Source organism: Providencia sp. PROV061 (assembly GCF_011045655.1).
In the GTDB taxonomy this organism is placed as follows: domain Bacteria; phylum Pseudomonadota; class Gammaproteobacteria; order Enterobacterales; family Enterobacteriaceae; genus Providencia; species Providencia hangzhouensis.
On the sequence record NZ_CP042861.1, the window covers coordinates 848,316 to 863,065 of the forward strand.

A 14,750-nucleotide genomic window follows, 5' to 3' on the forward strand; every position below is an offset into this window, starting at 1 on the left:
CGAGAGGGCCAACCCTGCTTCACAGGAGATAACAACATGGCAGAGCATCTACCTATGCCAGAATTTGGCCCTCTAGCTGGGGTTAGAGTGGTATTTTCAGGAATTGAAATTGCTGGCCCATTCGCGGGGCAAATGTTTGCAGAATGGGGTGCTGAAGTGATCTGGATAGAAAATGTCGCTTGGGCAGACACTATTCGCGTTCAACCCAACTACCCTCAGCTGTCACGACGTAATTTACGTGCATTATCATTGAATATTTTCAAGGATGAAGGGCGTGACGCATTTTTAAAACTGATGGAAACCACGGATATATTCATTGAAGCGAGTAAAGGCCCCGCATTTGCTCGCCGTGGTATCACGGATGAAGTACTTTGGGAACATAACCCTAAACTGGTCATTGCACACTTATCCGGTTTCGGGCAGTACGGTGACCCGCAATATACCAACCTCGCAGCTTATAACACTATTGCTCAAGCTTTCAGTGGCTATCTGATTCAAAACGGTGATAAAGACCAGCCAATGCCTGCTTTCCCGTATACCGCAGATTATTTTTCTGGCATGACTGCCACAACGGCGGCACTGGCGGCACTGTATAAAGCACGTGAAACCGGAAAAGGTGAAAGCATTGACGTTGCCATGTATGAAGTGATGTTGCGTATGGGGCAATACTTCATGATGGACTACTTTAATGGCGGCGAAATCTGTCCACGTATGACAAAAGGGAAAGACCCCTATTACGCAGGTTGTGGTCTCTATAGCTGTAAAGATGGTTATATCGTGATGGAAATTGTCGGCATCACGCAAATTCAGGAAATTTTCAAAGATATTGGGTTAGCGCATCTGTTAGGTACACCAGAAATACCGGAAGGCACACAGCTAATTCACCGTGTGGAATGCCCTTATGGGCCTTTAGTGGAAGAAAAACTCGATGAATGGCTAGGTTCACGTTTGATTGATGAAGTGCTAGCAAGACTCGCGGAATTGAATATTGCTAGCGCCAAAGTCCTTACGATTCCTGAGCTAGAAACCAATCCTCAATACATTGCACGCGAATCTATTACCAGTTGGCAAACAATGGAAGGAAAAACCTGCCGTGGTCCTAATGTCATGCCTAAATTCAAAAATAACCCCGGACAAATCTGGCGAGGCATGCCATCACACGGTATGGACACGACAGATATCTTAAAAAATATTGGATACAGCGAAACTGATATTCGGGGGTTAGTCAATAAAGGGCTAGCCAAAATAGTTGATTAATTGAATGGGTACTCAGGGCAATGATGACTATTGAGCTGAGTATTCATCAGGGAAATGATGGGTAACAATTAATGGATGTAATCGGTAAACAAAATTTGCGTCAAATGTGGGATGACTTAGCAGTCACCCACGGTAACAGTCAGGCGCTTATCTTTGAATCCTGCGATGGAAAGGTTAGCGAGTTCAGTTACTTAGAAATGAACCAGCAAATTAATCGCACCGCCAATCTCTTTTTAGCTTATGGCATTCAAAAAGGCGATAAAGTGGCTTTACATTTAGATAATTGCCCTGAATTTTTCTTTTGCTGGTTTGGCTTGGCTAAAATTGGGGCGATTATGGTCCCAATTAATGCGCGTTATAAATACAGTGAAAGTGCCTGGATCATGCAGAACTGCCAACCCAAAATGGTGGTAACTTGCTCCTCTTTCTTAGATATTTATCAACAAGTATTCGCTGATGAAGCGACCAGCTTAGAACATATTTTTTTGATTACAGAAACGCAAATTGAACCCGTAGAGCATATTTCTGACTTTTGGCTTGAGCAGTCACAACAACATACTCAGTTGACTCAGGTGGTTGAATTGCATGTCGAGGATACGGCCGAAATTTTATTTACTTCTGGGACCACCTCGAAACCTAAAGGGGTGATTATTACTCACTATAACCTCCGCTTTGCGGGTTATTACTCTTCTTGGCAAAACAGCTTGCGCTCCGATGATATTTATTTAACGGTCATGCCTGCTTTTCATATTGATTGCCAATGTACGGCTTCTATGGCTGCATTTTCTGCTGGTGCTACGTTTGTTTTATTAGAGAAATACAGCGCACGCCGTTTTTGGCAACAAGTGGTGAAATACAAAGCGACTGTCGTCGAACTTATCCCAATGATGATCCGCACATTATTAAGCCAGCCGCTGGCGGATAACGAAAAAGATCATTGTTTACGAGAAGCCATGTTTTACCTCAATTTAAGTGAAGAAGAACGCGACCAGTTTATGGCCCGTTTTGGGGTGAAGCGGTTTTTAACTTCGTATGGTATGACGGAGACGATAGTTGGTTTGATTGGTGATAGGCCTGGCGATATGCGTCGTTGGCCATCCATTGGCCGCCCTGGTTTTTGTTATCAAGCTCAAATTCGGGATAGAAATAACCAACCTGTCGGAACAGGGGTTATTGGTGAGCTTTGTGTAAAAGGTGAACGTGGTAAAACCCTCTTTAAAGAGTATTACAACAGCCCTGAAGCGACAGCAAAAACCTTTGACGAAGCGGGATGGATGCATACGGGTGACTTTGCTTACCAAGACAAAGACGGCTTTTTCTATTTTGTCGATAGAAGCAGCAATATGATCAAACGCGGTGGAGAAAATGTCTCTTGCAGTGAAATCGAAAATATTATCGCCTCACATCCTGCCATAGTCGATGTTGCGGTGATTGGTATTGTGGATGATATCCGAGATGAAGCGATTAAAGCCTTTATTGTGCTTGAAGAAGGGGAAACCTTAACTCAGGAAGAATTTTTTGCTTTTTGTGAAAAACAAATGGCGAAATTTAAGGTACCAACGTGTGTTGAGGTACGTAAAGATTTACCGCGTAACTGTTCTGGAAAAGTATTGAAAAAATATCTGCAATAATCGACAAACTTGATTAATTTTGCATACATTTTCGGGCTGCACATGCGCAACCTGAAGCGTCACTGCACGACGAAGAAAGGATTATATTATGAGCGAATCATTAAAAATCACTCGAAATGGCGCTATTTTAGAAATCATACTCGATAGACCTAAAGCAAATGCAATAGATGCAAAAACTAGTTTCAAAATGGGAGAAGTTTTCCTTAATTTTCGCGATGACCCTTCGCTGCGTGTCGCCATTATTACCGGGGCAGGAGAGCGATTTTTCTCTGCGGGTTGGGATTTAAAATCTGCGGCGGAAGGTGAAGCACCTGATGCTGATTTTGGTCCAGGAGGCTTTGCCGGTTTGACTGAAATTTTTAATTTAAACAAACCTGTTATTGCTGCGGTGAATGGATATGCGTTTGGCGGTGGTTTTGAACTGGCTTTAGCGGCAGATATGATTATTTGTTCTGAAAATGCCAGTTTCGCATTACCTGAAGCCCAACTCGGGATTGTTCCGGATAGCGGTGGTGTTTTACGTTTACCTAAAATTTTACCTGCGCCAATCGTGAATGAAATGGTGATGACCGGCAGACGAATGGATGCGCAGGAAGCATTACGTTGGGGAATTGCTAACGATGTGGTTCCTATTGAGATCCTGATGGATAAAGCCCGTGAACTTGCAGAACAAATCACCCAAAGTGCGCCACTTGCTGTCGCTGCACTGAAAGAAATTTTCCGCGCTACAGGTGAACTTACAGTTGAAGAGGGGTATAAACTTATGCGTAGCGGCGTGCTGAAAAACTACCCTGCGGTTTTACACTCAGAAGATGCAACAGAAGGCCCGCTGGCGTTTTCCGAAAAACGTTCACCGAGTTGGAAAGGGCGCTAGTACGCTAGCAGTGAGGTGAATCTTGAGTTTTTACGCTTTTGAAGGGGTGATCCCAGTTGTTCATCCCACCGCATATGTACATCCATCAGCGGTAGTGATTGGTGATGTGATTATCGGTGAAGGAGTGTTTGTCGGGCCTAACGCCTCTTTGCGAGGGGACTATGGTCGTTTGATCATAGAAAAAGGTGCGAATATTCAGGACTGTTGCATTATGCATGGCTATAGTGATGTTGAAACGATTGTCCATGAGTGCGGACACATAGGTCACGGTGCTATTTTGCACGGATGTATTATTGGTCGTGATGCTTTAGTCGGTATGAATAGTGTGATCATGGACGGTGCTGTCATCGGCGAACAAAGCATTGTTGCTGCGATGAGTTTTGTTAAAGCTGGGTTTCAAGGAGAATACCGTCAGATGTTAGTCGGAAGTCCAGCCCGTTTTTTACGCTTAGTGACTGATGAAGAACTGCGTTGGAAGCAGTTAAATACTAAGGAATATCAAGACTTAGCGTGCCGGTATCAGCAACACTTACAGGAAACCCAGCCACTAATAGAGCTTGAAGCTAATCGACCCCAATTATTTGGTACAACGGATGTAAAACCTAAGGGGCAATGATTCACAAAAAGGCCGTAAAATAAAAAACGCAGATAGTGAAGTCTGCGTTTTTTATTGATGTGAAGCTAAGAAATAGGTTTAACGACGTTGTGCTTTTGATAGCATCCATTGCCATTTTTGCTCTCGATTTAATTCACTTGGTGGCATAGAGGCTGCTTTTATAGGAGAATCGATAGTGACTTTTTCAGCTTGATGATTTCTTAAACGTGCATAAAGCTGGTTATCAATTTTCTTAACTTTAATAAGCCGCTGGCATTGGCAGCCTCGTCCCGATAATTTATTTGGGATCATTTTTACTTCACACTGAATTTCAGCAACATCAGATAAAATATAAGAAACAATATTGACTGCATTAGGATGCGGGATATCAAAGTTGTTAGATATCTCTCTAGCTGTAGTCCAGCGGCCTTGTTTCATTACCCAGTTTGCAATAGATAAATACAAGGGTTCATTAATATATTGTCCACACATAAGCGCTCCCAAATCTATTTATTAAAATCGACTAAATAAAAATAAACCATATGAAAATTGTAGTTGGAATAGCGTTTATTTGTTTCCTGGTTTGTTAATTAAGAAAACAAAATAATTACTTATTAATTTCTGGTTAAAATTGTTAAAATAATATATTCGTTATAAAAATAAATTATCATTTCTTACATATAAAAAATAATATTTTATAATGATATGTGACGAATATAATTCAGAGACTAAATTACGCTGTCATACAGTGACAAAGTTCATATTAATAGATTTTAAAATAATTTGCATGCCTTTATTGTGAAAATTTACATTCAAGATAAAAGCTTTGTTTGTATTCTTATTTCAGGTAAATAGCTGAATATCGTTGTAGATAAACTGATTATATTTGGTTTTATATTTTATTTTAATGATCTTGAAATATAATAAAAATGTGACATAGGTGATTTTTTTAAATGAACATTAGTGAGTCAGTAATAATAGGGAACTAAACACTTTTTTAGCGTATTAAGAAAAGGAATAAGAGTGATTGGCTTTGTGATTGAATAGGGCATTGTATTGTTAATGCAATGCCCTGAAGATAAAAACTATTTGGCTAAGTAGTTATTAATAGAATTAACAATACCTGTGGAATCTAAGCCCAGTTCAGCAATAAGTTCCTCTTGGGTACCCTGAGAAATAAAATAGTCAGGTAAACCAAGGTTTAAGGTTGGAATGATTTTTTTCTCATGCATTAGGAACTCATTCACACCGCTACCAGCACCACCCATGATGGCATTTTCTTCGAGAGTGACAAGTACATTATGGGTATTGGCCATTTCAAGGACCAGAGCTTCGTCTAAAGGCTTCACAAAACGCATATCTACAACAGTTGCATTGAGTTGTTCAGCAGCAACTAATGCGTGGCTTAATAATGTGCCAAAACATAAGATAGCGACTTTTTCGCCTTGGCGACGAACAATACCTTTACCAATAGGCAGTGGCGATAACGGCTGTAATTCAGCGCCTGTTCCTGTACCTCGAGGGTAACGAACCGCACATGGGCCATCTTGGTAATGGTAGCCAGTATGCAGCATTTGGCGGCACTCATTTTCATCACTTGGAGCCATAATAACCATGGTTGGTATACAGCGCAGGAATGAAATATCAAATGAACCTTGGTGAGTTTGTCCATCAGCACCAACAATGCCTGCCCGGTCAATTGCAAACATGACAGGTACCTTTTGGATAGCCACATCATGAATGACTTGGTCATAACCGCGTTGCAAGAAAGTGGAATAGATAGCAACGATAGGCTTATAGCCACCAATGGCGAGGCCTGCCGCAAAGGTGACAGCATGTTGCTCCGCGATCGCGACATCGAAGTATTGCTCTGGGAATTCTTTAGAAAACCGAACCATACCAGACCCTTCACGCATCGCAGGGGTGATAGCCATCAGCTTGCTATCGTCTTTGGCCTCTTCACACAGCCAATCCCCAAAGATTTTAGAGAATGTTGGCCCCGTCTCTTTGCTTTTAGGTAAAGTGAAGGTACTTGGGTCAAATTTAGGAACAGCATGCCAGCTAATAGGGTCTTTTTCTGCTGGCTCATAACCCCGGCCTTTTTTGGTCATGATATGTAAAAATTGCGGGCCTTTTAAATCACGCATATTTTTTAACGTTTGAACTAAGGCAACAACATCATGGCCGTCAACAGGGCCAATATAATTAAAACCTAATTCTTCAAACATGGTCCCCGGTACGACCATGCCTTTAATGTGTTCTTCTGTCTTTTTCAGTAACTCTTTAATAGGTGGCATGTTAGAAAAAACTTTTTTTCCACCTTCACGCAATGTTGTGTAGAGTTTTCCAGAAAGCAAGTGAGCTAAGTGGTTGTTTAGTGCGCCAACATTTTCTGAAATAGACATTTCGTTATCATTTAAGATAACCAACATGTCAGGTGCAGCATCGCCAGCATGATTCATCGCCTCAAATGCCATTCCTGCGGTAATGGCGCCATCACCAATCACACAAACCGTTTTACGGTTTTGTTTTTCTTTTTCTGCGGCAATGGCCATGCCTAAACCGGCACTAATGGATGTTGAGGAATGGCCAACGCTTAAAATGTCATATTCACTTTCTTCACGCCATGGAAAGGGATGTAAACCATTTTTTTGACGAATGGTATCAATACGGTCACGGCGCCCCGTTAATATTTTATGTGGGTAGGCTTGGTGACCGACATCCCACACAAGGTTATCAAACGGTGTTTTATAGACATAATGTAGTGCGACGGTGAGCTCAACAGCGCCAAGACCAGAAGCAAAGTGACCGCTAGAGCGACCCACGCTACTCAGTAAAAATTGTCTGAGTTCATCACAAAGCTTGGGCAAACTCTCTTTAGGCAACAGACGAAGCTCATCTGGTGTCTCTGCCAAGGCTAGCGTTGGATATTTAGCGATATCAATACTCATTAGTTGCTCACTTATAATTAATAAAAAACCCAACTTACTTAGCCATAACAAAATGACTATTTTCAGTATTTAGCGGCATAAAGCCTCTATGTGCTGTTGGGTTGCCTTCGTTTATCGTGCCTATAACTCGAGTGATTAAGAAGTCATCCATCTATTTTGTTGTGTTATAGGAATGATTCGAAGATACATTAGGGTAATAAATTGCCGTAATTATCGATCTTCTTGTAGCCAAAAGGCAAAGCATATTGTCAGCTTTTACGTTCAATAATGAAATTAGCTAAAGCGCTTAACATTTCTATATTATATCCATGGGACTGGAGTGTCTCTAAAGCATCTATTGCATCATGATATAGCTCACGTGCTTTTTTCTGCGCCGCTTCAAGCCCTAATAGCGATGGATAGGTACTTTTTTCATGTTCGGCATCAGTTCCTTGGCGTTTACCCGTGACTTCACTATCACCGATAACATCTAGAATATCGTCCTGTACTTGAAAGGCAAGACCGATGGATTGTGCATATTTATCTAAAACAGGTAACAATTGTTGACCTTTTTCACCTGCCGCAAAAGCACCAAGACGGATTGCAGCACGAATCAATGCCCCTGTTTTATGTTGATGAATGCGCTCGAGAGATTCAAGGTCAACTTGCTTCCCTTCTGCATCTAAATCAAGTGCTTGTCCGCCACACATACCTGCTAAGCCACTTGCGTATGATAACTCTGCAATCATCGCTATGCGGTCTTTGTCTGTTACATCTGGCATTGGTGCAGATGACAGCAATTGGAAAGCCAATGTTTGCAATGCATCTCCAGCAAGCACCGCATTGCCTTCACCGTATTTAATATGGCAAGTCGGTTGGCCACGACGTAAATCATCATCATCCATTGCAGGTAAATCATCATGGATTAATGAATAAGCATGAATACATTCGACTGCAGCAGCAGGGGCATCAAGGTTTTCTTGGCTAACACCAAACATCGAGCCGATGGTATAAGTTAAAAATGGACGTAAGCGTTTTCCACCTAATAATGTGCCATAGCGCATAGCTTGCGCTAGAGGGAGGTTTGCAAACGGCAGCGCATTTAAGGCATCTAATAGGTATTGATTGACTCTGTCGTAAGCTTGCTTTTGTTGCTGCGTAAAGCTATCTAAATGTTGTTCAGACATAATTTATTCTGTATCAGGTGAAAAATCGGCTAGAGGTTTATTTTCGTCATCGCTTAGCAAAATTTGTACACGTTGCTCTGCTTGCTGTAATACTTTTTGACCTTGTTTAGCAATTTGAACACCACGTTCAAACTCATTAAGGGCATCTTCTAAGGGAAGTTCACCGGATTCTAGGCGAGCGACGATCTGTTCTAGCTCTTGAAGTGAGTTTTCAAAACTAACAGTCGGAACTTGCTGAGTTTTTTCTTTAGCCATAGTCTTTAGCCACTAATGTGAAATCAGTTAATTCGAGGGATTTTAAATATTCAGCAGACTAACGCAGTCTTGCTACGGTTACAATTTATTATTGGGGTTTTTAGATTCAACCCGCAAGATAGTGTTATAATACGCCTCTTTATTGACAATTGGTAACGTGTCATGTGTCTCTGTTAAGGCACATTCGTTTGCCCCCAACCACCATGAACATGCAGCTATTATGAAGTTTATCATTAAGTTATTCCCAGAAATTACCATTAAAAGCCAAACTGTTAGGCTACGTTTCATTAAAATTTTGACCAGTAATATCCGTAACGTGCTTAAACCACTTGGCGAAGAGATTTCGGTTGTCCGTAATTGGGATAACATTGAAGTGCGTGTGAAGGGGGAAACAAAACACGATGAAATTTGTGACATGCTAGGGCGTATCCCAGGTATTCACCATATTCTCGAAGTGGAAGAAAAACCGTTTACTAGTCTGCATCATATTTACGAAATGACACACGAAGCCTATGGCGAGTCATTAGAAAATAAAACATTCTGTGTGCGGGTGAAACGTCGTGGTAAACATGAGTTTTCATCCATCGATGCTGAACGCTATATCGGTGGTGGGTTAAACCAGCACATTGCATCTGCAAAAGTTAAGCTTAAAGACCCTGACACCACGATTCACTTAGAAATCGAAGATGATAAACTTATCTTAGTTAAAGCACGTATTGAAGGCATTGGTGGTTTCCCTATAGGGACCCAAGAGGATGTGTTGTCACTCATTTCCGGTGGTTTTGATTCAGGTGTCTCGAGCTATATGTTGATGCGCCGTGGCTGTCGTGTTCACTATTGCTTCTTTAATTTAGGCGGAGCTGCACATGAAATTGGTGTGAAGCAAATCGCACATTATTTGTGGAACCGTTTTGGTAGTTCCCATAAAGTCCGTTTTATTACTGTAAATTTTGAGCCAGTTGTGGCTGAAATTTTAGAAAAAGTGGATGATGGCCAAATGGGCGTTGTGCTCAAACGTATGATGGTAAGAGCGGCATCTAAAGTTGCTGAGCGTTATGGCGTGCAGGCGATTGTCACAGGTGAAGCGTTAGGGCAGGTATCAAGCCAGACTTTAACAAACTTGCGTTTAATTGATAATGCTTCTGATACTCTCGTATTAAGGCCGCTAATTTCCCATGATAAAGAACATATTATTAAGTTAGCTCGCCAAATTGGTACTGAAGATTTCGCAAAAACCATGCCTGAATATTGTGGTGTAATCTCAAAAAGCCCAACAGTTAAAGCGGTGAAAGCGCGGATTGAAGCGGAAGAGGCCAATTTTGATTTTAGTATTTTAGAGTCTGTTGTTGAGCAAGCTCAAAATATAGATATTCGACAAATTGCACAAGAAAGTCTTGAAAAAGTTCCTGAAATTGAAATGGTGAGTGAGCTTTCAATTGAAAATGAAGTGATTTTAGATATTCGTTCAATTGATGAATTCGAAGACAAACCACTGAATGTAGATGGAATGGAAATTAAGCACATTCCATTCTATAAGTTGAGCACGCAATTTGGTGACTTACCAAAAGATAAAACCTATTTATTATATTGTGACCGTGGGGTAATGAGCCGCTTGCAAGCGCTATACCTAAAAGAACAAGGTTATGAAAATATAAAGGTTTATCGCCCATAACTTAAAACAGGGTGCTTGTATCACCAACTCACGATCAGAGAGAAATGTGGGGGAAATTTCCCCCACAAGACTAGTTATCGCAGGATAACGTAGCTTGAACCAGCGTGTTTCCGCTGCTGATACTGAAAGAGCACAGTCTTTCTTGCATCAATAACGAAAAACACAATACCGTCAGACACACGGTAACTAGCCCCGGAAGGGCAATTTTGGCCATTCCTCTTGACTCCTTTTCTAAAAGGAGACAGAATCCAATTGTGTGAGTTGGAGACTGCCTCGGATTAAGATTAACATCTAAATTCGGGGCTTTCGTCTTTTTGGCTCTCACTAATGCTTGAACCAAATGATCCAAGCACCCGCGGCAATCATAGCAAAAAAGTACTCTAAACACAGATTTTTTACTATTTAATTTTTATTATTCAATAAGTTAAGTTTTATTTCTAATTCGTTTTTTATAATGAGTTTTATATTTAATCTTCTAAATAATCGTTAATACCATTAGGTAAAACGAGTTGAGCGGCAACTTGGGCCGCAGTCTTTCGGCCTACCAATAATTCAATTAACTTTAATGCAAAGTCAAAAGAAGTGGCGGGCCCTTGGCTAGTTAATAGATTGACACGTTCATCAAAGTAAACTCGGCGATCGACCCATTTATGAGCTGCGATTTTATCTTTCATTGATGGAAAACAGGTCATATTACCTAGTGGAAACAATTGGTGATATTCAAGTACAAGCGCTGGTGCTGCACAAATAGCTGCTACGATTTTACCATCAAGATGCATACGGCGAACTTTTTCAACCACCAGTGGGCTATCGCGGAACGTTTCTGCTCCCGCCATACCACCAGGCAGCACAATGGCATCAAAAGGTTCATCAGCGACTTTAATCAACGGAGTATCGGCAATAATTTTTAGGCCTCGTGAGGCTGTAATGGTTAAAGAGCCATCTTCAGTCACACTCGCTAAGGTCACATCGATACCTGCTCTAACTAATAAATCAGCAGTAATAGTAAATTCAATTTCTTCACTCCCATGAGCGATGCAAACTAGAGCGGAAGTCGTCATATTGTTGTTCTCTATTTTTGACTAAATGATAAAGGCGATCGTTTTCAGGTGTACTGATCCCATGAGCTCGTGCTTGTTTGATTAAAAAGCCAGTGATGTAATCAATCTCTGTACGGCGATTATTTCGCATATCTTGTAACATAGAGGAATAGTTATCAGCGGTATTATTGATAATGCCGTAAATATACTCAGTCAGTTCTGCTTTATCCGTATGCAGCCCTTCTGCCGCCATAACATGACATATTTCATCAATGATCTGAGATATCTGTATGGAATGTTGGATTAATTCACCATTTTTACAGGTATGTTCGACGGTAAGGGGGTTAATGACACAGTTCACAATCAATTTACGCCAGCAAGTGGTTAAAATATTATTATGCCAAGCCACATCAGGTAAGGCTTCATGCAAGATATCTGCTATTGGGTAGTAAGCTTGTGCTTGGGAATTGATAGCGCCGATATGTGTGATGCCATTTGCGACATGAAATACTTGGTTATTTTCTTGCCAAGCTGCATGGGTTGTGACGCCCGCTAAGATAGGATGACGTAAAGGCGCCAGCTCTTCAATCGTCCCCATACCATTATGCAGTAATAGAATAGGCGTATTTTCTGGGATAGTATTAATTAAAGGTAATAAAGCGTCAGAAACTTGCCATGCTTTTAAACAAACAATGATCAACTCACTGGTTTGCAAGTGGTTAATATTATTACAGGGAATCAGCTCTCGGAAACTACGCCCATCAGGTTCATTAACATCGACGAATAAATCAGACTGTGCAACACGTAGCCAACCTTGTATGTCATGCCCTTGTATTGCAAGTGAAGCAAGCCACAGTTTACCTATCGCACCACAACCAATTAGAGTTATTTTCATTGTTTCCCCTTTGAAAATGGGACTTTAACGTCTTATAAGGTAAGGCGGAAGTGATCTCTTATCATTATAACCTTTTACGATACGAAGTTGTAGTTAACGAAGTATCACAGACCCTGATAACTTGAAGTGATGTGAATAAAAACGTTATCATGCGCACAGTCTAAAAATTATCAGTGAGGTTCTAGCTATGCCATCATTTGACATTGTATCTGAAGTGGAAATGAATGAAGTACGTAATGCGGTGGAAAATGCGCAGCGTGAGTTAACCAGCCGTTGGGATTTTAAAAATGTTGAAGCTAGTTTTGAGCTAAATGACAAAAATGAATCAGTTAAAATCACTAGCGAGTCTGATTTCCAAGTGCTCCAGTTAGTTGATATCTTAAGAGAAAAAATGGCAAAACGCGGTATTGATGGTGCTGTATTGAATGTGCCAGAAGATATTGTTCATAGTGGAAAAACCTATAGCGTTGAAGTTACGTTCAAGCAAGGTATTGATGCTGCAACTGCTAAAAAAATCGTTAAATTAATTAAAGACAGTAAACTGAAAGTCCAAGCACAAGTTCAAGGTGACCAAGTACGTGTGACGGGCAAAGCCCGTGATGATTTACAATCGGTTATGGCATTAGTACGTGGCGGGAACTTAGGCCAACCTTTTCAATTTAATAACTTCCGCGATTAGTTATTTTTCAAGCATTCATTTAAAGCCCTCGATAGCGGGCTCAGACTGCTGACAAACATATTATGTTTGGCGGCAAGTCTAATAGGTTTTGAAAATAAACTAGGAAAATCAATTTATTGATTTTCGGCTGATAACACAAAGCGGGAAAAACCACGCTTTTATCCTGCTTTGTCAACAACCTCAGCCCGCGATAGCGGGCTAATTTTTACTGATTTATTAATGCTTCAAGTTGCTCTCGATTGATGATTTTTCTATCAACTTTAACATAAGCACTAAATTCCTCGTCAACGACAAGCGCTTCCATCACCCCTTCTTGAGCTTGTAATTTTTTCTCAAGAGCTCTTGTATCTCCAATATGGTTGGGTAATTCAATACGAATACTGCTGACATAAGGAGGCTGCTGCATTGTCAGGCTAATGATAAACCAGATAATGGTCAAAATTAAACCACCAATAAAAACGGTACTAGCTCCTTCAAAACTGTATAACCACCCACCAACAATACCCCCGATGGCAACGCCTAAAAACTGGCTAGTGGAGTAAACGCCCATGGCAGTTCCTTTATAGCCCGCAGGTGCCTCTTTGCTTATGAGTGACGGTAAAATGGCTTCCATGATATTGAAAGCGATAAAAAACAGTTGAATACCTAAGAAAATCACCCATAAGTGACTACCAGAAAACCATAAGGTAATTTCGGCCAATGCTAAAACGGCAATACAGAATAAGAAGACTTGTTTCATTTTGCGGTATTTTTCCGCATAAATAATGAACGGAAGTACGGTGACAAAAGCAATTAACATCGTGACTAAATAGGCTTTCCAATGGTCTTTCGCTAAAAAGCCAGAGTCAGTCATGATAAGAGGCAGAGCAACAAAACTGGACATCAGTAGGGTGTGTAAGCTGAGGATCCCTATATTTAATTTGAGTAATTGGGGGTGCATTAAAACCGCTTTTAAATTACCTTGCACAAATGCAGACTCACGATTTAAGACATGAGTATTAGTATTAGGAACAACAAAAACAGTCACTGCAATAGCACCAACTGCAAGTAGCGCTATCCCCCAAAATAAGCCACTTAAACCAACCCAATTAGCGATAATTGGGCCAAGTACGAGGGCGATAGCAAAAGTTAAACCGAAACTAATACCTAAAAATGCCATGGCTTTAGTGCGATTTTGCTCTCGAGTTAGGTCAGAAAGTAATGCCATGACGGCAGCAGAAATTGCTCCGGCGCCTTGTAAAGCCCGACCAATAATAATTCCCCAAATAGAATCGCTTAATGCTGCAACGATACTTCCGATAATAAAAATAACTAACCCAATAATAATTAAAGGTTTCCTACCAATCTTATCTGACATTAAACCAAAAGGGATTTGAAAAACGGCTTGGCTAAGGCCATAGATACCAATAGCAACACCCACTAAGAACTCGCTAGCACCTTGTAAATGCATCCCATAGCTGGTCAAAATAGGTAATACCATAAACATTCCAAGCATTCGCAAGGAGAAAACGGAGCCTAATCCCCAAGTGGATCTAAGCTCTGCAGATGTCATTTTGTTATCATTCATTTTTATTCTTCATATTTCGTGCTGTAGCGGTGTTGACTTCTCTCAGCTAGTTAGGTCACACATTAATAAATACAACAAGTTGAATAAATACGTATATGTTGTGGCAATATGTTTTTAATCTCAACCTATTAGCATTTTTAATAGTGCATTTGATATCTAGCTTATCAA

General features: G+C 40.7%; 13 protein-coding genes. 6 read left to right on the forward strand and 7 right to left on the reverse strand.

The window, feature by feature from the left end:
* The first annotated feature begins 36 nt into the window (after positions 1–36).
* From caiB to caiE, 4 genes are all read left to right on the forward strand, one after another.
* A complete protein-coding gene (caiB, locus tag FVA72_RS03740) occupies positions 37–1,257 on the forward strand; it encodes an L-carnitine CoA-transferase (RefSeq protein ID WP_110592400.1) in 1,221 nt (406 codons plus the stop codon).
* A gap of 71 nt (positions 1,258–1,328) precedes the next feature.
* A complete protein-coding gene (gene caiC / locus FVA72_RS03745) occupies positions 1,329–2,888 on the forward strand; it encodes a crotonobetaine/carnitine-CoA ligase (RefSeq protein ID WP_110592399.1) in 1,560 nt (519 codons plus the stop codon).
* Between the two features lie 88 nt (positions 2,889–2,976).
* Positions 2,977–3,762, forward strand: a complete 786-nt coding sequence (gene caiD / locus FVA72_RS03750; protein ID WP_004905487.1) for a crotonobetainyl-CoA hydratase — start codon at positions 2,977–2,979, stop codon at positions 3,760–3,762.
* Between the two features lie 22 nt (positions 3,763–3,784).
* The gene (gene caiE, locus FVA72_RS03755; protein ID WP_110592398.1) at positions 3,785–4,378 is read left to right on the forward strand and encodes a carnitine operon protein CaiE; all 594 of its coding nucleotides are present in this window, start codon (positions 3,785–3,787) and stop codon (positions 4,376–4,378) included.
* Positions 4,379–4,456: 78 nt separating this feature from the next.
* Here caiE and caiF read toward each other — a convergent pair whose 3' ends face one another.
* From caiF to xseB, 4 genes are all read right to left on the reverse strand, one after another.
* On the reverse strand, positions 4,457–4,849 hold the full coding sequence (caiF, locus tag FVA72_RS03760; RefSeq protein WP_094961959.1) for a carnitine metabolism transcriptional regulator CaiF: 393 nt from the start codon (positions 4,847–4,849) through the stop codon (positions 4,457–4,459).
* A gap of 593 nt (positions 4,850–5,442) precedes the next feature.
* On the reverse strand, positions 5,443–7,308 hold the full coding sequence (dxs, locus tag FVA72_RS03765; protein WP_110592397.1) for a 1-deoxy-D-xylulose-5-phosphate synthase: 1,866 nt from the start codon (positions 7,306–7,308) through the stop codon (positions 5,443–5,445).
* A 248-nt stretch (positions 7,309–7,556) separates the two neighbouring features.
* Positions 7,557–8,474, reverse strand: a complete 918-nt coding sequence (gene ispA, locus FVA72_RS03770) for a (2E,6E)-farnesyl diphosphate synthase (protein WP_110592396.1) — start codon at positions 8,472–8,474, stop codon at positions 7,557–7,559.
* Positions 8,475–8,477: 3 nt separating this feature from the next.
* A complete protein-coding gene (gene xseB, locus FVA72_RS03775) occupies positions 8,478–8,729 on the reverse strand; it encodes an exodeoxyribonuclease VII small subunit (RefSeq protein ID WP_004914571.1) in 252 nt (83 codons plus the stop codon).
* Positions 8,730–8,949: 220 nt separating this feature from the next.
* Between xseB and thiI the strand changes: the two genes are divergently transcribed.
* Positions 8,950–10,401: a tRNA uracil 4-sulfurtransferase ThiI gene (thiI, locus tag FVA72_RS03780; protein ID WP_110592395.1), complete on the forward strand. Its 1,452-nt coding sequence runs from the start codon at positions 8,950–8,952 to the stop codon at positions 10,399–10,401.
* Positions 10,402–10,868: 467 nt separating this feature from the next.
* On the opposite strand, the gene yajL is transcribed toward thiI, so the two are convergent.
* The gene (gene yajL / locus FVA72_RS03790; protein ID WP_110592394.1) at positions 10,869–11,462 is read right to left on the reverse strand and encodes a protein deglycase YajL; all 594 of its coding nucleotides are present in this window, start codon (positions 11,460–11,462) and stop codon (positions 10,869–10,871) included.
* Positions 11,422–12,336 (reverse strand): 2-dehydropantoate 2-reductase, encoded by a 915-nt coding sequence (gene panE, locus FVA72_RS03795; protein WP_004905466.1) that lies wholly within the window; start codon positions 12,334–12,336, stop codon positions 11,422–11,424. Before panE ends, yajL begins: the two co-directional genes overlap by 41 nt.
* Before the next feature lie 187 nt (positions 12,337–12,523).
* Here panE and FVA72_RS03800 point away from each other — a divergent pair, with 187 nt between their 5' ends.
* The gene (locus FVA72_RS03800; protein WP_004905465.1) at positions 12,524–13,015 is read left to right on the forward strand and encodes a YajQ family cyclic di-GMP-binding protein; all 492 of its coding nucleotides are present in this window, start codon (positions 12,524–12,526) and stop codon (positions 13,013–13,015) included.
* Between the two features lie 205 nt (positions 13,016–13,220).
* On the opposite strand, the gene FVA72_RS03805 is transcribed toward FVA72_RS03800, so the two are convergent.
* Positions 13,221–14,582, reverse strand: a complete 1,362-nt coding sequence (locus FVA72_RS03805) for an MFS transporter (protein ID WP_110592393.1) — start codon at positions 14,580–14,582, stop codon at positions 13,221–13,223.
* Between the last annotated feature and the right edge of the window lie 168 nt (positions 14,583–14,750).